The 22534-nt window shown below is 46.5% G+C and carries 19 protein-coding genes, 2 rRNA genes and 1 pseudogene; 15 read left to right on the forward strand and 7 right to left on the reverse strand.

Going from position 1 to position 22534, the window contains the following annotated elements:
• Positions 1-384 precede the first annotated feature (384 nt).
• From SO_RS19395 to SO_RS19405, 3 genes are all read left to right on the forward strand, one after another.
• Positions 385-846: a NanQ anomerase/TabA/YiaL family protein gene (locus SO_RS19395; RefSeq protein WP_011073873.1), complete on the forward strand. Its 462-nt coding sequence runs from the start codon at positions 385-387 to the stop codon at positions 844-846.
• Between the two features lie 143 nt (positions 847-989).
• The gene (locus SO_RS19400) at positions 990-1910 is read left to right on the forward strand and encodes a manganese-dependent inorganic pyrophosphatase (protein ID WP_011073874.1); all 921 of its coding nucleotides are present in this window, start codon (positions 990-992) and stop codon (positions 1908-1910) included.
• A gap of 187 nt (positions 1911-2097) precedes the next feature.
• A complete protein-coding gene (locus tag SO_RS19405; protein WP_011073875.1) occupies positions 2098-2709 on the forward strand; it encodes a DedA family protein in 612 nt (203 codons plus the stop codon).
• Positions 2710-2939: 230 nt separating this feature from the next.
• On the opposite strand, the gene SO_RS19410 is transcribed toward SO_RS19405, so the two are convergent.
• The 4 genes from SO_RS19410 to SO_RS19425 form a co-directional block, all read right to left on the reverse strand.
• Positions 2940-4313, reverse strand: coding sequence for an alpha/beta hydrolase family protein (locus SO_RS19410; RefSeq protein ID WP_011073876.1), 1374 nt, complete (start codon positions 4311-4313; stop codon positions 2940-2942).
• A 136-nt stretch (positions 4314-4449) separates the two neighbouring features.
• The gene (locus SO_RS19415) at positions 4450-5490 is read right to left on the reverse strand and encodes an MJ1255/VC2487 family glycosyltransferase (protein ID WP_011073877.1); all 1041 of its coding nucleotides are present in this window, start codon (positions 5488-5490) and stop codon (positions 4450-4452) included.
• Between the two features lie 55 nt (positions 5491-5545).
• Complete coding sequence (locus SO_RS19420; protein WP_011073878.1) at positions 5546-6058, reverse strand: phosphatase PAP2 family protein; 513 nt, start codon at positions 6056-6058, stop codon at positions 5546-5548.
• Positions 6059-6382: 324 nt separating this feature from the next.
• Positions 6383-6631: a YgjV family protein gene (locus tag SO_RS19425; protein ID WP_011073879.1), complete on the reverse strand. Its 249-nt coding sequence runs from the start codon at positions 6629-6631 to the stop codon at positions 6383-6385.
• 323 nt (positions 6632-6954) lie between these two features.
• On the opposite strand from SO_RS19425, the gene rraA reads away from it, so the two are divergent.
• From rraA to hemB, 12 genes are all read left to right on the forward strand, one after another.
• Positions 6955-7440 carry a ribonuclease E activity regulator RraA gene (rraA, locus tag SO_RS19430; protein WP_011073880.1) on the forward strand — a complete coding sequence of 162 codons (486 nt, stop codon included), beginning with the start codon at positions 6955-6957 and terminating at the stop codon, positions 7438-7440.
• A gap of 129 nt (positions 7441-7569) precedes the next feature.
• Positions 7570-8622 (forward strand): formimidoylglutamase, encoded by a 1053-nt coding sequence (locus SO_RS19435; protein ID WP_011073881.1) that lies wholly within the window; start codon positions 7570-7572, stop codon positions 8620-8622.
• 241 nt (positions 8623-8863) lie between these two features.
• Positions 8864-9619 carry a bifunctional demethylmenaquinone methyltransferase/2-methoxy-6-polyprenyl-1,4-benzoquinol methylase UbiE gene (ubiE, locus tag SO_RS19440; protein ID WP_011073882.1) on the forward strand — a complete coding sequence of 252 codons (756 nt, stop codon included), beginning with the start codon at positions 8864-8866 and terminating at the stop codon, positions 9617-9619.
• Positions 9619-10239, forward strand: coding sequence for a ubiquinone biosynthesis accessory factor UbiJ (locus SO_RS19445; protein ID WP_011073883.1), 621 nt, complete (start codon positions 9619-9621; stop codon positions 10237-10239). The genes ubiE and SO_RS19445 overlap by 1 nt, the downstream gene beginning before the upstream one ends.
• Positions 10236-11885: a ubiquinone biosynthesis regulatory protein kinase UbiB gene (gene ubiB, locus SO_RS19450; protein ID WP_011073884.1), complete on the forward strand. Its 1650-nt coding sequence runs from the start codon at positions 10236-10238 to the stop codon at positions 11883-11885. Before SO_RS19445 ends, ubiB begins: the two co-directional genes overlap by 4 nt.
• 59 nt (positions 11886-11944) lie before the next feature.
• A complete protein-coding gene (gene tatA / locus SO_RS19455) occupies positions 11945-12211 on the forward strand; it encodes a Sec-independent protein translocase subunit TatA (protein ID WP_011073885.1) in 267 nt (88 codons plus the stop codon).
• 6 nt (positions 12212-12217) lie between these two features.
• Complete coding sequence (tatB, locus tag SO_RS19460; protein WP_011073886.1) at positions 12218-12667, forward strand: Sec-independent protein translocase protein TatB; 450 nt, start codon at positions 12218-12220, stop codon at positions 12665-12667.
• A gap of 3 nt (positions 12668-12670) precedes the next feature.
• Positions 12671-13420 (forward strand): twin-arginine translocase subunit TatC, encoded by a 750-nt coding sequence (gene tatC, locus SO_RS19465; RefSeq protein WP_011073887.1) that lies wholly within the window; start codon positions 12671-12673, stop codon positions 13418-13420.
• Between the two features lie 40 nt (positions 13421-13460).
• The gene (locus SO_RS19470; protein ID WP_011073888.1) at positions 13461-13982 is read left to right on the forward strand and encodes a hypothetical protein; all 522 of its coding nucleotides are present in this window, start codon (positions 13461-13463) and stop codon (positions 13980-13982) included.
• On the forward strand, positions 13982-14785 hold the full coding sequence (locus SO_RS19475) for a TatD family hydrolase (RefSeq protein ID WP_011073889.1): 804 nt from the start codon (positions 13982-13984) through the stop codon (positions 14783-14785). Before SO_RS19470 ends, SO_RS19475 begins: the two co-directional genes overlap by 1 nt.
• On the forward strand, positions 14778-16655 hold the full coding sequence (locus SO_RS19480) for a sensor domain-containing diguanylate cyclase (RefSeq protein WP_011073890.1): 1878 nt from the start codon (positions 14778-14780) through the stop codon (positions 16653-16655). Before SO_RS19475 ends, SO_RS19480 begins: the two co-directional genes overlap by 8 nt.
• A gap of 9 nt (positions 16656-16664) precedes the next feature.
• Positions 16665-17675 carry a porphobilinogen synthase gene (hemB, locus tag SO_RS19485; RefSeq protein ID WP_011073891.1) on the forward strand — a complete coding sequence of 337 codons (1011 nt, stop codon included), beginning with the start codon at positions 16665-16667 and terminating at the stop codon, positions 17673-17675.
• 159 nt (positions 17676-17834) lie between these two features.
• On the opposite strand, the pseudogene SO_RS19490 reads toward hemB, so the two are convergent.
• From SO_RS19490 to SO_RS19500, 3 genes and pseudogenes are all read right to left on the reverse strand, one after another.
• A pseudogene (locus SO_RS19490) lies at positions 17835-18799 on the reverse strand (IS630 family transposase).
• A 251-nt stretch (positions 18800-19050) separates the two neighbouring features.
• Positions 19051-19166: ribosomal RNA gene (rrf, locus tag SO_RS19495) — 5S ribosomal RNA — on the reverse strand.
• 205 nt (positions 19167-19371) lie between these two features.
• Positions 19372-22264 (reverse strand): 23S ribosomal RNA (locus SO_RS19500).
• Positions 22265-22534: the final 270 nt, after the last annotated feature.

Raw genomic sequence — 22534 nt, forward strand, 5'->3', positions numbered from 1 at the left:
TTGTCATTGTTACTACCATTGCAACCACCTACAGAAAAAAGGCTTAGCAAGCAAAGAGTGTACAAGGGGCGGTCGCTTTTAGCTTCATGAGGTCACTCCATTAATGAGTTTCATTTACGGACTATTTAGATTCAACTGATTAAAATAGCAATGAAACATATTTAGTTTGCGATCTGTTTTTATTGGTAAACAAAACCACCTTACCCGAAGCCAAGCCCATTATCGACACCAATCTCTACCTCAGCCAACTCATCACTTACGCCGAGCTCAAACGCATTGCTCGTTATTTATAGTATGTTTTTTATGTCTAAAGCTTATGTCCTAACGGCAGTGATCTGATTATAATCTTTACAATTTAACTTTATCTGCGCTATCGAGTACCCCATGATTGTCGATACTTTAGCTAATCGCCATATTTATCAATCACTCAGCCCACGTATTGCCACAGCATTAGCACACTTAGCCACAACGGATTTTAGCCAACTGCCCGTTGGAAATTACCCTCTCGATGGCGATAATATTTTCGTGATCGTCAATGATTACCAAACCAAGCCACAATCGACCGAACCCTTTGAAGTACATCAAAAATATATTGATGTACAGTATGTGGTCAGTGGTGAAGAAGAGTTTGGTTATCTGCCATTAGCTGACCAAACCCCATCAAAGCCTTATTTCGATAAACACGACTACGCCGAATTTGATTACGAGTCCAACAAAAAAAATGCCTCTTATATTCAGCTTAAAGCAGGCATGTTTGCGCTCTTTTTCCCAGGGGACATGCATATGCCTGGCACAAGCGACTCCCCAGTGGCCGTGCGTAAAGTCGTGATAAAAGTGAAAATCTAAAACGAGATGTAATCATGCTTCATGCCTGAGGTCGATGTTGAGTGGAATAGCCACTTAAAGGCGCAGCGATATGCGCTTTGGCTATTTCCGAATCGGGCGAAATATTGTTAAAATTGGCACAAATTTAAAGGAGAGTCCCTGAAATGCCTATGTACGTTGTCGGTCACAAAATCCCCGATTCTGATTCAATCTGTGGTGCTATCGCGTTAGCTTATTTAAAAAACCAAATCGGTGAAGAAGCCGTTGCCGCACGTTTAGGTGAGTTATCACCCGAAACCGCTTTCATTCTAGAGCGTTTTGGCTTTGAAGCACCAGAATACAAAACCAGTTATGCAGGCGAGCAGGTTTACATTGTTGACCACTCTGAACTGACTCAAGCGCCGGACGATATCGCCAAAGCGACTATCGTGGGTATTGTGGATCACCACAAACTGGGCGATCTGACCACTGATACCCCATTAGAGTGCTGGATCCGCCCAGTTGGTTGCAGCAACACAGTGATCAAAATGATGTATGACTTTTACCAAGTCGCCATCCCTAAAAACATCGCTGGTATTATGATGTGCGCCATCCTGAGCGACACTGTGATCTTCAAATCGCCCACCTGCACCACTGCTGACATTCGCTGCGTAGAAGCCTTGGCCGAAATCGCTGGCATCGAAGACTATAAAGCCCTGGGCATGGAAATGTTCAAAGTGAAATCAGCCGTTGAAGGCACGCCAGCACGCGACCTCGTGATGCGCGATTTCAAAGACTTCAACATGAACGGTAACTTAGTCGGTATCGGCCAGTTAGAAGTGATTGATCTGTCAGTCTTTGATGCAATCAAAGCCGAACTAGAAGCCGATATCAAAGCTCTGAAAGTTGAAGGCAACCGCCACAGCGTACTGTTACTGCTGACCGACATCATGAAAGAAGGCTCAGAGCTGTTAGTGGTTTCGGATGATGCCGAACTGATTAACCGTGCCTACGGTAAAACTCCTGTCGATGGCAAAGTGTGGTTAGATGGCGTATTAAGCCGTAAGAAACAAGTGGTACCACAACTGCAAGCAGCTTTCGCTTAATCATCAATTAAGTCGTAAATCCACTAAAAAGCCGAACTCAGTTCGGCTTTTTAGTGCCTATTGACCCGTCCAAATTGTGTCTCACTCCTTAAAGCGGACATGAAACTTTGCTCATAAAGCTACCCTAAGTTTAGTTCTGACGAGTATGATGGTGCTATCTATTGTCACCAAGATTGCTTATTTCTGAATGCCTGAAGCCCTACAACATCTTATCGCTGAAATGACACCTTGGTTGCAGCAATACGGCTATCTACTGCTGTTTATCGCCATTGCCGTCGAAGGATTTGGCATTCCCGCACCAGGGCAATCCTTATTGATCGTTGCCAGTTTGCTGGCGGCCACGGGGCAAATGTCACTGTCATTAGTGTTGCTGGTCGCCACCTTTGCAGCCTTATGTGGCAACACATTGGGCTATTTTATCGGGCGCCGATTCGGTGACGTGTTGTTAAAAAAGGGCTGGATCAAACCTAAGGTGGAAGACAAAATTCACGCTGTCATTGGCCAATATGGTATCGCCGCTCTAGTGCTCAGTCGTTTTGTCGAAGGGCTTAAACAATTTATGTTTATTGGCTGCGGCCTAGCCAAAATGCCCTTTAGGAAATTCGTGATGGGCAATCTGCTCGCCACCAGCATCTGGGTGAGTCTGTTTGGTTTAGGCCCCGTGTTAATCCGCGATGAAATCGCACCAATACTCGCGTTTTATCATCAGCATAAATACCCTACATGGGCGATCGTTAGCCTGATGCTGATGGCGCTACTTCTCTTCACTTGGCGCAAATGGCAAGTGAAAAATCAATAAAGTACTTATTTTCACGCGCTAATTTTATCGCCGTGATTGCGGCAATTAAATTGTGACAATGCGTTACTCCTTCTCAACTTTAGGTTGAGGCGGAGTTCCGTCTATCGGCTGGTACTCGTTAGCTAAATTGGCCTGAGTTACAGGTTTGGCATGAACCGCAAGCACACTAACCTGCGGTTTTATCTCTTGCTCGGTAACCTTAACGCTTCACTTACTGCAACTGGATTAGCCTATGGCGAATCTTTCTTTGCACCTTCTGACTCTGGCTGCGCTATGGCTGGTTCAGGCTTCATCGGCGCAGGAGCCTCTTGTTGCTGTGGTTGGTTTTCAGCTTCAGAAGCAGCCTCGACAATCACCACAGGCTCAGCCGGCGTACTCATTTGGGTATCGGTGGTGCTTGCGGCTTCTGGCTCTGGCACCAACGTGGCTAAATCTTCATTGGCAGGACTTTCAACGGCATGTTTGGGGAGTTGATTTCGATATAAATCAATCATGCCCATCACTTCCGACAACGCTTTGCCATGATCAGGCGTTAAGATGCCATTATGACCAGAGACAATTTCATCAGATACCGCCAGTACCCAAACCGCCTGCATATTGGCATCAGCACAGGTTTGTACACTGCGCCGAGCCTGTAAGCGCGCACGAATTTTCCAGCCAGAATGCGGCAACGTCATCATACAACCGGGAAGCTGATCGTGAGCCATCAGTGCTGATGGCATTTTCATCGGCGTTTCGCAGTTGCCGCCAGAGCATTTATCAATATCATGGGTAATTGCCCAAGAGTTACCCAGTGCCCGCTCGCCATCTTTAATGTAATTAAACGCCTCTTTTACCGCAAAATCGCCCTTGGATTGCAACACCACCATACTCGGCTTTTGCCTATCTAAACTCATTAGCGTGTCAAGTGGCTTAAAATCCTGCGTGGGCGCAGCTGGGTTTAACAGTAAGAAAAGATTCGGGTTATCTTGCTCATTGTCGATAGCAGCCTTAATTCTATCTTTACTGGCATGCAGCACCACTAAGCCACCAAGGCTATGACCTATTACGGTATAACGCAGTAGTTGCTGCTCAGCGACTAACGAATCAAGCTTATCGAGCAACTGAGATAAACCGGTTTTGCCAATGCGTTTAGCCACGGTTTTACGCTGCAAAATGGTGGAAAAATCCAACGGTTCAATCCAACTGGTGGCATCATCCGAGCCATCAAGCCAGAAGGGATCGTACTTATCCCCACGCCAGCCTATGTATAAGCCGAGCAAGTTTCGTTGGGAGTCGGAGGCCGCCATCTGCTGATAAAACTGTTCGAAAGCGACAAAGTTTTCATCCTTAGGATTTGCACTATGGTGCCAACCATGAACAAAAATCAGCAACTCAGGCGCGGTGCCATTATTGGGCTGTAAAATGCGTGCCTTAAGCCCTTGCCATTGTCCATCGTTGTGGGGCTGACCTTGATCATTAAATTCAATCACATGCAGATTTTGCTTAGCAGTCTCAGGGCCGGGCATGTGATAGGCTTGATCAGGAATAAAAGGAAGCAAAATACCGAGGGACAACAACATTAAAAACAGTAACTTGTACTGAGTAAACTTCTTAAGGCTCATTGATGACAACTAAATTCTGGCTAGGCCAATAGAGACACGCTGCAAGGGCTCACAGCAAAAATTGGCCAAATTATACGCGAACCCTACCGTCCCAGCTAGAGCAGAAATGGCCTTTTATCGCTATGTCCATCTCAAATTAACGCCAAGTATCGGGAAGCTTAACTTGGTTCCAAAGGTCATGGCATAAGGTCTCTGTATGTTGCCACTGACCACTGCAAATCCACTTTACTAAAGCATTACCCACTTGAGGATAAGCTATCGGATTTGGCGATGCCGCCTTAAGCCAACGCTTAACCACATTCGTATCTAGGCTCATCATGCTATCGCCTGCGCCTAATAATTGCAGTGCCGCAACATTCGATAGCTGCTCAAATTGGCCAATCAATGGCTTTACCAATAATTTTTTACCTAATGTTAGGGCTTCACTGGCAAGCTCAAATCCCGCATTACCGATTACACCACCACAAGTCGCCAAGTGTTGTTTAAACCCATCGCGATTAAAACCATACCATTGAATATGCTCGGCAATAGGTTCCGTCGGCTGCTTGGCGTGATACACCAAAAATTGATAATCCCTAAAAGGTTTAAAAAATTCGGCAATCACATCCGCATCTTCAAAGGGTAAATACACCAAAATTTGATGAGTATGTTCAATGGGGCTGGCATCCACTTCGACAAAGGGAGGTAAGATCGGAAACCCAAAATGATGCCAATGACAACCTAAAGCCACATCCACTGGGGCAAAATAGTTAAGCAGTAATTCATTAAACCAAGTGCTCCCCAATTTAGGCACAGGATGAGTCAATGCAGCTTGGTGGCTAATACCGATGGAGGGCACACTTTGACGCCTCGCCGCCCAAGCGGATACGGGTTCAAAATCATTCAGTACTAGGTCATAGTAACTTAGATCGAGGGCTTGGATATCCTTAAGCAAAGACAATGAAAAATTCTGCTTCACCGTTTGTGACACATTGACTCGCCCAGAGTGCGTAGCAAATGTCATCCCCGCCTGAACGCGATAATCACCAAAACACTCCATATCAAAAAAGTGTTCGGGTTTACGGCCTGAAAACAAAAAATCGACATGAATATTGTGCTCAACTAATGCCTTTGCCATCACCCGAGCACGGCTTAAGTGGCCATTCCCTGTGCCTTGAACTCCGTAGAGTATTCGCATTGCTTATCCTTCAACTGTAAATGAAATTGAATTCCAACGAATGGGAAGTTGAGAGCTAAATCACTGGATGTACGAGTAAAACTGCCCCCGCACCTAACAGAGCACCCGCGGCAATATCTAAGGGATAATGCACCCCAAGGGCGATTCGCGAACCACCAATACTGAGTGCCCAAGCGTAAGCAAAAGGAGTCGCAATAGGATAAACCTGCGCCACACTCGCGGCCATGACAAACGCGGCAGCGGTATGTCCCGAGGGTAAGCTAAAACGATCAGAAGGTTCAAAGGCGTTTTCAAACCCAACCAATGCGTGACAGGGCCGAGTGCGACGGATACTATTTTTAAGCAACAAATACAGTGGCAACTCGATCAAAAAACTCGCCAACAGTAGGTTAAATAAGCTCTGTCCCTGCGAATGAGTCAACATCAACCCCACGGAGAGATACAAATACACATGCCCATCACCAGTTGCCGATATCCGCTTTGCCCAATCATAAAAGCCGTGACGCTGGGTGAAAGCAACAATGCGATAAAACATTCGCTTATCTAAGTCTGCAATGTAACTCAACATAAAACAGGCTCCTTGCTGGCATGCCAGCGAGTATCATGGCGATGTTAATTAGTGCATTCTCTCGACAGCCTTTAGCGTCTTTTTACTCACAAGATCAGACGACTATTTCACGATAGAACTTCATGCTAAAACCTAGATTGACCCAAACAGATATCGCTTAAGTACTCAGTGTTACTTTGAGACTAAGAACTCTCGATGACGGCAACGTGACATCTGGCCTAAAGTTTTATGACACGAGTGATTTTTTGAGGAGCATAAAGCCAAATGAAGAGGGTAAAACAGTGTTGCCCTCGTTGTAGCTCGAGCAACACCTTAAGATAAATTTCAAGCGACGGCTTGTTCCAGTGCTTTGGCGCGGTAAATTTTCGTCAAATGGTAAATATTGATACAGGCAACAAAGGCATTCATACCCGCAACAGGCCAAGCAGAAATGAATACGCCGTAGATAACAAACAGGGTACAACCAACAAAGTTTAACCATCTTAACCAGATGATATTTTTCATCATGAGTGAAATCGCCACCATCACAGAGGCAAAATAACCAATAATTTCAATCGTATTTACAGCTTCCATAGGCACCTCTCGAAGGCCCTCTGCCGTCCATAAGCGTAACGGGGGGTCCTTGCCCCTAAAGCAAATTAAGTTAAGTAAGTTAATTTAAACTTGAGATATAATACCAAAACACGCAACAGAGTTGTAATAAAAAACCGTTATTTAATGACCGATATCAAGTTTTGAGGATAAACACCTGTTAAGTGACGAAAGTTTACAACATAAGTGTTAACGTCCAAGTGCAACAATACCGTGATTGATAACACTTTTCTTTTCAGGAATCCCTTTTATACTGGCGTAAACTCGCTAAACTGTACGCAACGCGGATCAATAGGAGTGTAAATATGGAATACAACACCTCAGAACTATGTGACATGTACTTAGATGTCGTAGATGTAGTCGAGCCCATGTTCAGTAACTACGGTGGTTGTAGCTCTTTTGGCGGTTCAATCAGCACCATTAAGTGCTTTGAAGACAACGGCCTAATTACCGATGTCTTACAAGAAGACGGCCAAGGTAAAGTCCTACTCGTCGATGGGGGTGGCTCATTACGCCGTGCTCTTATCGATGGCACTATCGCAGAGCTTGCGGTTAGCAACAACTGGGAAGGCATTATCGTTTACGGTTCAGTACGCGATGTGGATGCACTGGAAGAATTAGATATCGGCATTCAAGCCCTTGCCTCTATTCCTGTGGGCGCTGATGGCAATTCAGTGGGTGAAGTCGATATTCCCGTCAACTTTGGCGGCGTGACCTTCCTCCCCGGTGATCATATCTATGCCGACAACACGGGCATCATTTTATCGCCTGAACCACTCGACATTGAGTAATGACGAATTCCAAGACAAGAAAGCCAGCTAAGCTGGCTTTTTTATTGGCTAACGTCGCGAAATACCATTGAATATTCGCCCAAGTGTGCGCCACAATATTCCCGTCCCTACCAATAAGAACGCTAATCTATGTCTGAATTTATCCCATTTACCCAAGCCGATGTTGCCAGTCTCGTCAGCCCTCGAGCAGGTGAAACTAAAATAGGCCAATGTGTGCATTTGGCCAATGGTGAACATTCATTAGAATCGATACTTGCTACCGCCAAAGCCCATGGCGCCCAATTTGCCATTGTTGGAGTAGGCGAAGATATCGGCCCGCGAGCCAATTTAGGCCGAGGAGGTGCCACCGACGCCTTTACCACCAGCATGCGCCAATGGCTGAACTTACAGTCGAATCGTTTTCTTTCGGGTACCGAATGCCTCATTTTAGGGCAAGTGCATACCGCTGATTTGCAATTACAGGTTAAAACCGATGAAGGCGCGAGTTTAACGGCTTTACGTGCCGCGGTAGAGCAATTAGATGAGCGGGTGATTAACATCGTTCGCGCAATTTTAGATGCAGGACTCGAACCGATACTGATTGGTGGCGGCCACAATAATGCCTATGGACTATTAATGGCGGCCTCAGCCCATTATCAACGCCAAGTTGCAGCGGTGAATCTAGATCCTCATAGCGATTTTCGCCTACTCGAAGGACGCCATAGCGGCAACGGCTTTAGTTACGCGGCCGATCGCGGTGCGCTGGGTTATTACCATGTGCTCGGTTTACACGAGCTCAAAAACAGTGAGGCCAATTTACAACAACTCACCGAATTTGGTGGCACTTGGCATAGTCTGCAACAAATTTGGATTCGCCGAGAGATAAGCCTCACACAGGCGCTGCAGGAGATAGCCGACAAACTCAATCAAACCGCACTCCCTGTGGCATTAGAACTGGATGTCGATGCCATTGCCAAAATGCCAAGTAGCGCCTCTACTGCAGCAGGAATTCCACTACTCGATGCAGCTCACTACATCAGCTATATCGCCAGCCATTGCCCCTGTGCTTATTTACATTTAGCCGAAGCAGCCCCTAGTTGCCATGAGGCAGGCATAGAGGCGGGCTTTAGGGATGTAGGTCAGAGTATAAGTGAGTTAATTTATGCCTATGTACAGGCTCGGCGCCAATTTTTAGCTCAATAGCATGTCTCGCTTGCGTCCTTGTGGGCGCGAAGCTATTCACCAAATCCTGATATTGTGGTCTAATGCCAATCCATTTTATCGGGTCGACGCATTAAACAATGGCAAAAGCCAAACGCCTCAAGCTTACGCCTTGAGGAGAGTTTACTAGCTCGATCACAGAGTGATAGATCAAAGATTCAGCAAATGCAGGCGATGGCTTACACTCGCCACTAATACTTTGCAAAATAATAGGAATACATTGATGTCTGAGGGCGAATCTAAAAGTACCCACTTTGGTTATAAAACCGTAGAGGCGGATAAAAAGGCCGATCTCGTTGCTGGCGTGTTTCATTCGGTTGCCGCCAAGTACGATATCATGAACGACGTTATGTCCTTCGGTATTCATCGTTTTTGGAAGCGTTACACTATTGAAGTGTCTGGCGCTCGCCCAGGTATGAAGGTACTTGACCTTGCGGGTGGTACGGGCGATTTAACCGCTAAATTCTCTCATTTAGTGGGCGATAAAGGCGAAGTCGTGTTAGCGGATATCAACGACTCTATGCTCAAGGTGGGCCGCACTAAACTGCGTGATCGTGGCATTGTTAGCAATGTGAGCTATGTGCAAGCCAATGCCGAAGCGTTGCCCTTCCCCGATAACCACTTCGATATCATCACTATCGCCTTTGGCCTACGTAATGTGACTGACAAAGACGCCGCCCTTCGCTCCATGAACCGCGTGCTTAAGCCAGGCGGCAAGTTATTGGTGTTAGAGTTCTCTAAGCCTCAGCATGAAGTCATGCGTAAAGTGTATGATTTATATAGCTTCAAAGTCTTACCTAAGATGGGCCAACTCATCACGAAAGATGCTGACAGCTATGAGTACTTGGCCGAATCAATTCGTATGCACCCAGACCAAGACACCCTTAAGCAAATGATGGTGGATGCGGGCTTTGAACAGGTCGATTACACCAATATGACCGATGGCATTGTCGCCCTGCACCGTGGTTATAAATTCTAATGATGCCGCAAGAAGTGGTGTTACTTGTCTGCGCCGCTATTGAGATGGGTCTGAAACAACTTCAGACCCAAGCGGGCGGCGCCTATGCTCGCCAGCGCCAGTTACATGGCAAAGTATTTCGTATTCAATTAACCCAACTTAGCTGGCCCATTTACTTAATCTTTGCCAAAGAGATCCAAGTCCTGAGCCGCTATGAAGGCGATGTTGATGTAAGCCTTCATGCAGATGCAACCACGCTTTATCACGTGTCCGAAGGCGCCAACCTGACTGAACTTATCAAGCAAGATAAACTCAAGCTCGAAGGTGATCTGAATTTACTACAAAGCTTTAGCCAGTATCTACGCAGCATAGAGTTTGATTTTGCTGAGCCAATATCAAGTTATTTGGGCGATGGCCCCACTCACAAGCTCATCAGCACTGGCCATCAGGCAAAAAGTTTTGCACTTGAAGTATTGCGTAAAACTCGCTCCCATTTAGGGCAACTCGCTATCGAAGAGTACCGCATCGCGCCCCATCGACTTGAGCTCATTCATTTTTGCGATCAAATGGATGATTTAGTGAGCGACACTCGCACGCTCGAACAACGGATAGCCAAATTAAGAGACCAAATTAAGCCATGACCCTTGCCAGTATCCGCCGCGGTTATCATGTGATTAAAACCCTACTGCAATATGGGTTAGATGATGTTTTACCGCCAAAGATGACCCCTTGGTACTTTACACTCGCCCGCAATAGTCTGTTTTGGATCCGCAATAAACACAAAGATAAATCCGGTGGCGAGCGCTTAAAGCTAGCAATGCAGGAGCTAGGCCCAGTGTATATCAAGCTCGGCCAAATGCTCTCCACCCGCCGTGACTTACTGAGTGATGAATGGGCGACTGAACTAGCCATGTTGCAGGATAAAGTCCCGCCTTTTGATGGCGCACTCGCACGGCTTGCAATTGAAGCTGAACTTAAAGCACCGATAGAAACCTTCTTCGATGACTTTAATGAAACGCCATTAGCCTCGGCCTCAATTTCGCAAGTGCATACCGCCACGCTCAAATCCAACGGCAAGGCGGTAGTGTTAAAGGTGCTGCGGCCTAATGTGGAAACCAAAATCCAAGCCGATCTGTTGCTGATGTCACAAACGGCAAAGGTTATCGATTATCTCCTTGGTGAAGGTAATCGTTTACGTCCAGCAGAGGTGATTGAAGATTACCGCGTCACCATTTTAGGCGAGTTAAATCTTAAGCTTGAAGCTTTAAATGCCATTAAACTGCGCAATAACTTTATCGATTCAGATGCGCTCTACATTCCTTACGTGTATGAAGAGTTTTGTTATCCACGTTTAATGGTGATGGAGCGGATTTACGGCATTCCTGTATCGGATATCGTCGCTTTAAAGGCACAAGGCACTAACTTTAAACTGTTAGCCGAACGGGGCGTTGAGCTGTTTTTCACTCAAGTATTCCGCGATAATTTTTTCCATGCCGACATGCATCCGGGGAATATTTTTATCTCCCGCGAAAATCCGGAGAATCCTTACTATATTGGTCTTGATTGCGGCATTATGGGCACGCTCAGCGAGGTCGATAAGCGCTATCTCGCGGAAAATTTTCTCGCATTTTTCAATCGCGACTATCACCGCATCGCCCAGCTATATATTGAATCAGGTTGGGTATCGGAAAAAACCGATCTGCAAGCCTTCGAGCAAGCCATCAAGGTCGTTTGTGAACCTATGTTTAACAAACCCTTAGATGAAATCTCCTTCGGACATGTGTTGTTAGAGCTGTTTCGCACCGCTAGACACTTTGATATTGTCGTGCAACCTCAGCTTGTCTTGCTCGAGAAAACCTTGCTTTATATTGAAGGTTTAGGCCGCCAACTGTATCCGCAACTGGATCTCTGGCAGACCGCCAAGCCCTTTTTAGAGCAGTGGATGGCCGAGCAAGTGGGACCTAAAGCCATGTTTAAAAAGGTATCCACAAAACTGCCATATTGGTCTGATAAGCTACCGGAATTCCCTGAACTAATTTACGACAACCTTAAATTAGGCAGGAAATTGCTGAGTTCTCAGCAACAAATGCTAGATAAGTATTTGAAATATCAGCAGCAAGCGCATAAGAGTAATTACTTGCTCATCACTTCTGCAATTTTATTGATCTGTGGCACGTTATTGTTCAACCAAGACGCTACACTGTTGAGTCCTTATGTGTGCCTGATTTCAGGCGCAGTATTGTGGATTATCGGATGGCGATCTAGGCCAAAGAATCGTAAATTTTAGCTAGCACTAATTAATCAGAGGTTCATAATAGAACCGTTTTCAATTAAGAGGATACCTTCATGGGTGGCATTAGTATTTGGCAACTTCTTATCATCGCGTTAATCGTTGTCTTATTGTTTGGAACTAAGAAATTACGCTCTTTGGGTGGTGACTTAGGTGGTGCAGTTAAGGGCTTCAAAAACGCCATGTCTTCTGAAGAAGATAAAAAGGCGTTAGAAGATGCTGAAGCAGCAAAACCGGTGCAAACAGCACAAACAGTGCAAAGTGCGCAACCAACTCAACAGGCGACTGAAAAGAAACCTGAGTCTAACAAAGAACAGGCGTAACTCTTTATGTTTGACGGTATCGGCTTTATGGAGCTGCTGCTGATCGGTGTTTTGGGGCTAATAGTTCTTGGCCCCGAACGTCTACCGGTTGCAGTACGTTCAGTAACCAGTTGGGTCCGCGCGATGAAACGCATGGCCAACTCAGTCAAAGAAGAACTTGAGCAAGAGCTAAAGATCGAGCAGTTGCACGCCGACCTCAAAAAAGCGGAGAGTAAAGGCCTATCTAACCTCTCACCCGAACTGCAAGAATCAATCGAGCAGTTGAAACAAGCCGCGCAGTCTGTGAATCGTCCTTACCAAGTGCAAGATACTCCCAGTGCACAGGATAACCAGATCCACAACCCTGCAAGCCAAACTGTTTCTACAGAGGCGAGCTCTACTTCGGCTTCTTCCGCCCCCAAAAGTGAGTCCATTCAGGGCGAGGATCCCCGTTCTAACACGAAAGCTAACGGATAATTCATGTCGCAACAGCAGCCACTTATCAGCCATTTGCTTGAACTTAGGTCCAAGCTGCTTAAATCCATTGCCAGTGTCTTAATTGTATTTATTTGCAGCGTGTATTGGGCAAATGATATTTACCATTACATGGCAATCCCTTTAATGCAGTCTTTGCCCTTAGGTGGCAGCATGATTGCGACCGATGTCGCCGCGCCTTTCTTCGCCCCTTTCAAACTGACATTAGTGTTGTCATTTTTTGTGGCAGTCCCCTATGTGCTCTATCAAATTTGGTCTTTTGTTGCGCCTGGTTTGTATAAGCATGAAAAACGTTTAGTCATGCCGCTACTTTTTAGCAGCACTGTACTGTTTTATTTAGGGATCGCCTTTGCGTATTACATTGTATTCCCTGTCGTGTTTGGCTTTTTTGCCAACACAGCACCCGAGGGCGTACAAGTCGCAACCGATATCAGCAGCTACCTCGACTTTGTGCTGAAATTATTTTTTGCATTCGGCCTATCCTTTGAGATCCCTATTGCCGTTGTCCTACTCTGTTGGGCTGGTGTCACATCACCTGAAGATCTCAAGCAAAAACGCCCTTATATCATTGTCGGCGCATTCGTGGTGGGCATGCTACTTACGCCACCCGATGTTATCTCCCAGACTATGCTTGCCGTGCCAATGCTGATATTGTTCGAAGCCGGATTATTTGCGGCTCGTTTTTACAGTAAACCTGATGACGAGACCGACGAAGAAGAATCAACGAACAACTAATGCCTAGAAGGCATTAGAGGAAAATAATAAGGGAACTGGGATGCGTTTTACTCTACTGACTGCCGCCATATTTATGGTATCGGCACAGGCCAATGCTGGTATTGAGCAACAATTAGCTCAATGTGCTGCAATGACAGACAAACTTGAACGTTTAATTTGCTATGACAATTTAGCGAGCAGCGTTCAAGTTGTAAGTTCTGTGCCTACTGATTCGAACGCACCATCTGCGGCTGTAGCAACCGCAGTTATAGCGCAGGGTGTTGCAGCTCCAACTCCCACTGCTGCGGCAAGCAATATCGAAGATAATTTCGGTATGGAAGCTAAACGAGCCCAAGAAGATACCATCGACAAGCTTTATCTTGATGTGGAATCTATCGCAGAAGATCCCTACGGCGCCCTAAAAATCACTTTCACCAATGGCCAAGTTTGGAAACAAACCGAAGGCCGTAAATACAACTTAAAAGCGGGCGAGAAAATCTTCATCGAGAAAGCGGCCTTTGGCTCATTTTTAATGGGGACTGAGAATCGTAATGCGAAGGTGAGGGTAAAGCGCCTCAAATAATGGCTTCCTATATAGATATCGCTGTCAACTTGCTTGGCAGCGCACTCGAACCAGACATAGCGCAAATTGTACAAGCAGCGGCGGACCAAGGGGTTTCGCCGCTCATCGTTATTGGTAGCGATTTAACCGAAAGCGCAGCAGCTATTCAATTATGCCAAAACTACCCTAACCAACTTTATTGCACTGCCGGTGTGCACCCACACCATGCCAGCCTATGGCAAACAGATTCCAAGCAAATTCAAGCAGATTTATGCCTAGCACCACAGGTCGTTGCCGTTGGCGAATGCGGGCTTGACTATAACAGGGACTTTTCACCCCGCCCAGCCCAGCGCCAAGCATTTATCACCCAATTAGAACTGGCGATTGAACTTCAAAAACCCGTTCTTATGCATGAGCGAGATGCCCATAGTGATTTTTTAAGCATCGTTAGCGAGTACCGTCCCCATCTTCGCGGCGCTTTATTGCACTGCTTTACTGGCACCCGCGCGCACATGGAAGCTTATATCGATCTCGATTTACACTTAGGGATTACAGGCTGGGTCTGTGATGAAAGACGCGGCCAAGAATTAGCAGAGCTAGTGCCCTTTATTCCAAAAGATCGTTTATTGATCGAAACAGATAGCCCATATCTGCTGCCTCGTAGCATGCGGCCTAAACCCAAATCCAGCAAAAATAAACCCGAATATTTACCCTATATCGCTCAGTATATTGCCAATCTACGTGGTGAAAATCCGGCTGAATTTGCTAAGCAATGCTATAAAAATAGCCTAGCGTTCTTTAATCTGAGTCAACACAATGGCTAAGTTAGGCAACATATTGGTTTTGCTTATCAGCATGTTTATGTCATCCGCTGTTTATGCCGACACGATGAGCATAGATGACCATACACCAACACCGCTCAATCTAATGCCTTGGCTTACGGTAACTCACCTAAATACCACAAGTGAATTAGCAGATATTCAAGCACTCCCAAAAACAAAATGGCATCAGTTTACCAGTGGCGATATTCAACGCCTTAGCCAACATAATTTTTGGCTGACATTTAGCATCCAAAGTGGTGACGAAAGCCTCTCCCGTATTCTCGCCCTCGACAATCCGTTATTAGATAAAGTGACCCTTTATCATTTAGTGGGTAACCAGCTCATCAACACCACCTATATGGGGGATACGCTTCCCTATCAGCAACGCCCACTACTGAGTAATATTTTTCTATACCCTTTTAAAATCAATGCAAATGAACAACACACCTTCTATCTGCATATAGAAACTGAAGGTAATGCTGCCGTTCCTATTAATCTATGGTCAGCTAATGATTTGGTACAAATTGCCGAATCAACAGCAGTCGAGCATGGGTTTCAGCTTGGTGTGCTCGCAGCCATCGGGATCTTCAGTCTATTTATCGCATTGGCTTCGGGTTCATTCAGTTACAGTTATTACTCCGGCTATGTTCTCTGCATGACACTCTTGGTCGCCACCATTAATGGGTTTGCATTCCGATTTCTCTGGCCTAATTGGCCCGCATTGCAGCAACTGATGGTTCCAATGCTACTGCCTTTAGTTATGGGCTTTGCCTTGATGTTTACCGAAAAAATCTTACAACTGAAATACTATAATCGTCACATGCTATTGATGTGCCGTTACAGTGCAGTCTATATCCTCTTAGTATGCTTATTAGTCCCCTTTACCCGTTACGGTACCGTACTCTACATCGAAATAGTCTCTGTTGCCGTACTCAGTATCATTATGATGATACTCGCTATTATTCAAGCTGTTAGGGGACAGAAATTAGCCAAGCTATATACTATTGGCTGGGTGAGTATGCTGACGGGGGCATGCCTGAGTAGCCTATTGTATTTGAGTGTTATTGAACTGAATATCAAACCGCAGACACCTGTGATGCTGGGATTAACCTTCGAAATTATCTTTATGTCACTTGTACTGGCGATTCGCTATAACGATGAACGTAAAGCTAAACAACGCATTCAGCAGGAAGCACTAAAACAAGCGCAAAAAATTCGTAGTGCGCGGGAAGAAGCCTTAAAGGTTGAGGCCGAGACGAATGAAAGACTCGAGCAAAAGGTGCAAGAGCGCACCTTAGAACTTGAGATAACGCTACGCGAGTTACACGAAGTCAATCAAAAGCTTACCGAACAAAGCACCATAGATAGCTTAACGGGAGTCAAAAACCGTAGCGCCTTCGATAAACGCCTGTTGGCAGAGAGCCGTATTAGCCGCCGTCAAGAAACGCCAATTGCCCTATTGATGCTTGATATCGACCGATTTAAATCCATCAATGATCAATTCGGCCATTTAGCGGGCGATCAAGCATTAAAACTCATTGCGCAAACCTTACAGCAGCATTTAAAACGACCAACCGATCTAGTATCACGTTTTGGTGGAGAAGAGTTTGCTATTATTCTTCCCAATACAACTGCAGATGGCGCGCTTCAAGTCGCTGAAAGTATAAGAGATACAGTAAGTTGTATCGGCCTAACATGGGAAGGAAAGCCCATTCCACTCACCGTCAGTATTGGCGTGAGTGCCGACGTTATCATGAATGAACAACACAGTACCGAATTATTAGAGCAAGCAGACAAAGCCCTCTACCAAGCAAAAAATAGCGGACGCAATCAAGTAAAATTGTATGCGCCAGCACAAACAGAACCTAATTAGGAGTCTAATGTGAATATCATTACCAGTGCCTTCCCACAGCGCAGAATGCGCCGCATGCGTAAACATGATTTTAGTCGTCGCCTGATGGCTGAGAATCACCTAACAGTGAATGACTTAATCTATCCAATGTTTGTGCTCGAAGGCAGCAATCGCAGCGAAAAAGTGGCTTCAATGCCAGGTGTAGAGCGCTACTCTATCGACCTACTGCTAAAAGAAGCAGAAGAGCTAGTTGAATTAGGTATCCCCTTAATAGCCCTCTTTCCTGTTACGCCTTCCGAGAAAAAGTCGCTTATGGCAGAAGAGGCATACAATGCTGATGCGCTAGTGCAACGCGCAGTGCGTGAACTCAAAAAAGCTTTCCCGCAACTTGGCATTATGACCGACGTAGCTCTAGATCCTTTCACGACCCATGGTCAAGACGGCATTATTGATGAAACAGGCTATATCCTGAATGACATCACCACAGAGATCTTAGTGAAACAAGCACTCTCCCATGCTGAAGCGGGCGCAGACATTGTCGCTCCATCGGATATGATGGACGGCCGCATTGGCGCCATTCGCCAAGCGCTAGAAGCTGCTGGCCATGTTAACACTCAAATCATGGCCTACTCTGCCAAATACTCTTCAAGCTACTACGGCCCATTCCGCGATGCGGTTGGCTCAGCAGGCAACCTAAAAGGTGGCAATAAACATAGCTATCAAATGGACCCAGCAAATAGCGATGAAGCGCTGCACGAAGTCGCACTGGATATCCAAGAGGGCGCAGATATGGTGATGGTAAAACCTGGCATGCCATACCTCGATATCGTTCACCGTGTAAAGACTGAATTAGCAGTCCCCACCTTCGCCTACCAAGTGAGTGGTGAATATGCCATGCACATGGCTGCAATCCAAAATGGCTGGTTAGCAGAAAAGGCAATCGTCATGGAATCGCTACTATGCTTTAAACGCGCTGGCGCCGATGGCATCCTTACCTACTTCGCAAAACGTGCCGCACAGTGGTTAAAAGAAGCTAAATAATCGGATTTAGAAATCGATCTTATGCAGAAAGAGCAGCTAAACGCCGCTCTTTTTATTTGCCTGAACCCTGAACGAAGTGGTTAACTTTGTCGCGTTAAGGTAAACAGACCAATCCCCCATCGCCATCCAAGACTCAACTCTAAATAATACCATACCGCATTAAAGTTCAGTCACCTTTGCCCATTCCTGAGAGCACATCTTTATCACGCGTTTTGTACAACTGATAAAGCTGTTCCAAGCCTAGCTGCAGGCATCCACTATGTCCTCATATCCTTTAAAACAGCGATTGGCGAGATAATGTTGGCGCAGCCAACTCCATACCTGTTCGATGGGGTTTAGTTCTGGGGAATATGGCGGCAGTTTGAGGATCGACAGGTTAGGGATATCAGCAGCAATGTCATTGGTATGCCAACCCGCACCGTCCATTACCACGACTGCATGGTGGCCAGGTTTGGTGCGTTTTGCAATTAGCTCCAGGTGCTGGTGCATGATGTCCTTATTGGCGAATGGTGTGATGATGGCTTCAGTTTCTCCTGTTGCAGGACAGACTGCGCCGAAGAGGTGCACATATTCACACTGCTGCTGTTTTAGCGCTCTTGGTCTACTGCCTTTGGGGGCCCAAAGGCGTGTCGTTGTATTTTGCTGGCCGAATCTTGCTTCGTCCTGAAACCAAATATCAATCAGGTGTGGTTGTATATGAATGGGAGTGTGAAGGAGCGTTTCCAGAGGAAACTTTTTTAAAAGCGTCCTGTAAGCTCTGAGTTTGTTTTGGATGCCTGGAGCGGCTGGTTATCCAACAGGATCCCATGCTCTTGAGTAGCTTGTAGATGTGATTGGGATGGTACTCGACATTAAACTCACTCGAGATGTATTGCTGGATGTCTGCCCCAGTGAGTCTGCCGCCCTCATCTGATTGTGCTTGGAACTCAATATATCTGGCGAGTCTCCTTTTTTGCTCATTTGACAATGACGGCTTCTTCCCTGGGCGTGGTTTATCTTCAAGTCCTTGCTTAAGATAGCTTCTGACCCATAAGTTGACGCTAGCTCTGGCCACCTTCAACTGGTTTGCCACCTGAGTGCGGTTATGGCATTGCCAAAAATAGCGATACAGCGAGTAATCGCATGCGCTTATGCGGATTTTTTTCTCTTTTGGAGAGGCTAAGCAGACTTTCAGCAGTTTCAGGTTTAATAATCCAATTTTAAGCTGTTGTGTTGCTTGCAATTAGATCAGACTTCAATGCGGAATAGTATTAGAAAAGGTGTCGATATGTTCAGTTTGAAAATGAAAAACAAAAAAGCCAGCTTATTCAGCTGGCTTTTTTGCTCTCTTACGAGACTGTTTGTCTTCACGTTTAAAAGTGAAATCAAATTAGGCGCTTGGCGATGACCTACTCTCACATGGGGAGACCCCACACTACCATCGGCGCGATTGCGTTTCACTTCTGAGTTCGGGATGGGATCAGGTGGGACCACAATGCTATTGTCACCAAGCAAATTCGGTTTAAACAAGACTCGAGAGCGCACTGTGTGCTGCTAGGTCCTAGAACCTACTCTTGTCTTATTTAATAATTTAGAAAGCTGTATTGAGTATCACTTCTTAAGTGTTTGTATTCGTCTAAGTACTGTACGACCTCCAGGGAAGGAGGAAGTACTGGAAAATGTCTGGAACATTTTCAGTAAAACCCATCTGGGTTGTATGGTTAAGCCTCTCGAGTCATTAGTATCAGTTAGCTCAACGCCTCACAACGCTTACACACCTGACCTATCAACGTCCTAGTCTCGAACGGCTCTTTAGTGGACTTAAAGTCCAAGGGATGACTCATCTTGGGGCTCGCTTCCCGCTTAGATGCTTTCAGCGGTTATCGATTCCGAACATAGCTACCGGGCAATGCCATTGGCATGACAACCCGAACACCAGCGGTTCGTTCACTCCGGTCCTCTCGTACTAGGAGCAACTCCCCTCAATCATCCAACGCCCACGGCAGATAGGGACCGAACTGTCTCACGACGTTCTGAACCCAGCTCGCGTACCACTTTAAATGGCGAACAGCCATACCCTTGGGACCGACTTCAGCCCCAGGATGTGATGAGCCGACATCGAGGTGCCAAACACCGCCGTCGATATGAACTCTTGGGCGGTATCAGCCTGTTATCCCCGGAGTACCTTTTATCCGTTGAGCGATGGCCCTTCCATTCAGAACCACCGGATCACTATGACCTACTTTCGTACCTGCTCGACGTGTCTGTCTCGCAGTTAAGCTGGCTTATGCCATTGCACTAACCGTACGATGTCCGACCGTACTTAGCCAACCTTCGTGCTCCTCCGTTACTCTTTGGGAGGAGACCGCCCCAGTCAAACTACCCACCAGGCACTGTCCTTACCCCAGATAATGGGGCCAAGTTAGAACATCAACACTACAAGGGTGGTATTTCAAGGACGACTCCATCAGAACTAGCGTTCCAACTTCAAAGTCTCCCACCTATCCTACACATGTAGGGTCAATGTTCAGTGCCAAGCTATAGTAAAGGTTCACGGGGTCTTTCCGTCTAGCCGCGGGTATACGGCATCTTCACCGCAATTTCAACTTCACTGAGTCTCGGCTGGAGACAGCGTGGCCATCATTACGCCATTCGTGCAGGTCGGAACTTACCCGACAAGGAATTTCGCTACCTTAGGACCGTTATAGTTACGGCCGCCGTTTACCGGGGCTTCGATCATGAGCTTCTCTTGCGATAACCCAATCAATTAACCTTCCGGCACCGGGCAGGCGTCACACCGTATACTTCCTCTTGCGAGTTTGCACAGTGCTGTGTTTTTGATAAACAGTTGCAGCCACCTGGTATCTGCGACTCCCGTCAGCTTAGAGAGCAAGTCTCATCACCAACAGGAGCGTACCTTCTCCCGAAGTTACGGTACCATTTTGCCTAGTTCCTTCAGCCGAGTTCTCTCAAGCGCCTTGGTATTCTCTACCCGACCACCTGTGTCGGTTTGGGGTACGATTCCCACTAACCTGAAGCTTAGAAGATTTTCCTGGAAGCATGGCATCAACTACTTCATCCCCTTGGGGACTCGTCATCAGCTCTCAGTGTATAGTGACCCGGATTTGCCTAAGTCACCCACCTACCACCTTAAACGCGGACTACCAACGCCGCGCTAGCCTAGCCTTCTCCGTCTCTCCATCGCAGTTAGCGGAAGTACAGAAATATTAATCTGTTTCCCATCGATTACGCCTTTCGGCCTCACCTTAGGGGTCGACTCACCCTGCCCCGATTAACGTTGGACAGGAACCCTTGGTCTTTCGGCGAGGGGGTTTTTCACCCCCTTTATCGTTACTCATGTCAGCATTCGCACTTCTGATACCTCCAGTGTGGGTTACCCCTTCACCTTCTACGGCTTACAGAACGCTCCTCTACCGCGCATCTCTAATGAAATGCACCCGTAGCTTCGGTGGTATGTTTAGCCCCGTTACATCTTCCGCGCAGGCCGACTCGACTAGTGAGCTATTACGCTTTCTTTAAATGATGGCTGCTTCTAAGCCAACATCCTAGCTGTCTAAGCCTTCCCACATCGTTTCCCACTTAACATACACTTTGGGACCTTAGCTGACGGTCTGGGTTGTTTCCCTTTTGACGACGGACGTTAGCACCCGCCGTCTGTCTCCCGAGTAGTACTCATTGGTATTCGGAGTTTGCAAAGGGTTGGTAAGTCGGGATGACCCCCTAGCCTTAACAGTGCTCTACCCCCAATGGTATTCGCTCGAGGCGCTACCTAAATAGCTTTCGAGGAGAACCAGATATCTCCCGGTTTGATTGGCCTTTCACCCCCAGCCACAAGTCATCCGCTAATTTTTCAACATTAGTCGGTTCGGTCCTCCAGTTGATGTTACTCAACCTTCAACCTGCCCATGGCTAGATCACCGGGTTTCGGGTCTACGCCTTGCAACTAAACGCGCAGTTAACACTCGGTTTCCCTACGGCTCCGCTATTCGCTTAACCTCGCTACAAAACGTAAGTCGCTGACCCATTATACAAAAGGTACGCAGTCACGGTCTCAAGTACCGCTCCCACTGCTTGTACGTATACGGTTTCAGGTTCTATTTCACTCCCCTCACAGGGGTTCTTTTCGCCTTTCCCTCACGGTACTGGTTCACTATCGGTCAGTCAGGAGTATTTAGCCTTGGAGGATGGTCCCCCCATATTCAAACAGGATATCACGTGTCCCGCCTTACTCGTTTTCATCAAAGGTTAGTTTTCGTGTACGGGGCTATCACCCTGTGCCGCTGGACTTTCCAGACCATTCCACTAACACCCCTCTGACTTAAGGGCTAATCCCCGTTCGCTCGCCGCTACTAGGGGAATCTCGGTTGATTTCTTTTCCTAAGGGTACTTAGATGTTTCAGTTCCCCTCGTTTGCCTCATGTCGCTATGTATTCACCACATGATGACCGCTTATGCGGCCGGGTTCCCCCATTCGGACATCGTTAGCTCAAATGCTTGTTACTAGCTCGCCAACGCTTTTCGCAAGTTACTACGTCCTTCATCGCCTCTGACTGCCAAGGCATCCACCGTATACGCTTAGTCGCTTAACCATACAACCCAAATGAGTTTCACATCACTTGCGCTGTTGCGACCAGCTGGTTTTACTTGTCTCATCTTCGACCAAGAAGATGGACTCGCCTTAGACTTGAATATTCAAGACACTTAAAAAGTGTGTTAAGAACTCAATTTTTTTCGTATTAACACAACGACAGACATCATTGTGTTAATTACTATCAGCTTTCCAAATTGTTAAAGAACGGGCTTAAAAAAGCCAAAGATAATGTTTAAGTTTATCTTTGGCATCTCTAACCATAATGCAG

It is taken from the genome of Shewanella oneidensis MR-1 (genome assembly GCF_000146165.2).
In the GTDB taxonomy this organism is placed as follows: Bacteria; Pseudomonadota; Gammaproteobacteria; order Enterobacterales; family Shewanellaceae; genus Shewanella; species Shewanella oneidensis.

Coding starts and splice junctions, on each gene's coding strand:
- SO_RS19395 (WP_011073873.1), top strand. CDS start 385: ATGATTGTCGATACTTTAGCTAATCGCCATATTTATCAATCACTCAGC.
- SO_RS19400 (WP_011073874.1), top strand. CDS start 990: ATGCCTATGTACGTTGTCGGTCACAAAATCCCCGATTCTGATTCAATC.
- SO_RS19405 (WP_011073875.1), top strand. CDS start 2,098: ATGCCTGAAGCCCTACAACATCTTATCGCTGAAATGACACCTTGGTTG.
- SO_RS19410 (WP_011073876.1), bottom strand. CDS start 4,313: ATGAGCCTTAAGAAGTTTACTCAGTACAAGTTACTGTTTTTAATGTTG.
- SO_RS19415 (WP_011073877.1), bottom strand. CDS start 5,490: ATGCGAATACTCTACGGAGTTCAAGGCACAGGGAATGGCCACTTAAGC.
- SO_RS19420 (WP_011073878.1), bottom strand. CDS start 6,058: ATGTTGAGTTACATTGCAGACTTAGATAAGCGAATGTTTTATCGCATT.
- SO_RS19425 (WP_011073879.1), bottom strand. CDS start 6,631: ATGGAAGCTGTAAATACGATTGAAATTATTGGTTATTTTGCCTCTGTG.
- rraA (WP_011073880.1), top strand. CDS start 6,955: ATGGAATACAACACCTCAGAACTATGTGACATGTACTTAGATGTCGTA.
- SO_RS19435 (WP_011073881.1), top strand. CDS start 7,570: ATGTCTGAATTTATCCCATTTACCCAAGCCGATGTTGCCAGTCTCGTC.
- ubiE (WP_011073882.1), top strand. CDS start 8,864: ATGTCTGAGGGCGAATCTAAAAGTACCCACTTTGGTTATAAAACCGTA.
- SO_RS19445 (WP_011073883.1), top strand. CDS start 9,619: ATGATGCCGCAAGAAGTGGTGTTACTTGTCTGCGCCGCTATTGAGATG.
- ubiB (WP_011073884.1), top strand. CDS start 10,236: ATGACCCTTGCCAGTATCCGCCGCGGTTATCATGTGATTAAAACCCTA.
- tatA (WP_011073885.1), top strand. CDS start 11,945: ATGGGTGGCATTAGTATTTGGCAACTTCTTATCATCGCGTTAATCGTT.
- tatB (WP_011073886.1), top strand. CDS start 12,218: ATGTTTGACGGTATCGGCTTTATGGAGCTGCTGCTGATCGGTGTTTTG.
- tatC (WP_011073887.1), top strand. CDS start 12,671: ATGTCGCAACAGCAGCCACTTATCAGCCATTTGCTTGAACTTAGGTCC.
- SO_RS19470 (WP_011073888.1), top strand. CDS start 13,461: ATGCGTTTTACTCTACTGACTGCCGCCATATTTATGGTATCGGCACAG.
- SO_RS19475 (WP_011073889.1), top strand. CDS start 13,982: ATGGCTTCCTATATAGATATCGCTGTCAACTTGCTTGGCAGCGCACTC.
- SO_RS19480 (WP_011073890.1), top strand. CDS start 14,778: ATGGCTAAGTTAGGCAACATATTGGTTTTGCTTATCAGCATGTTTATG.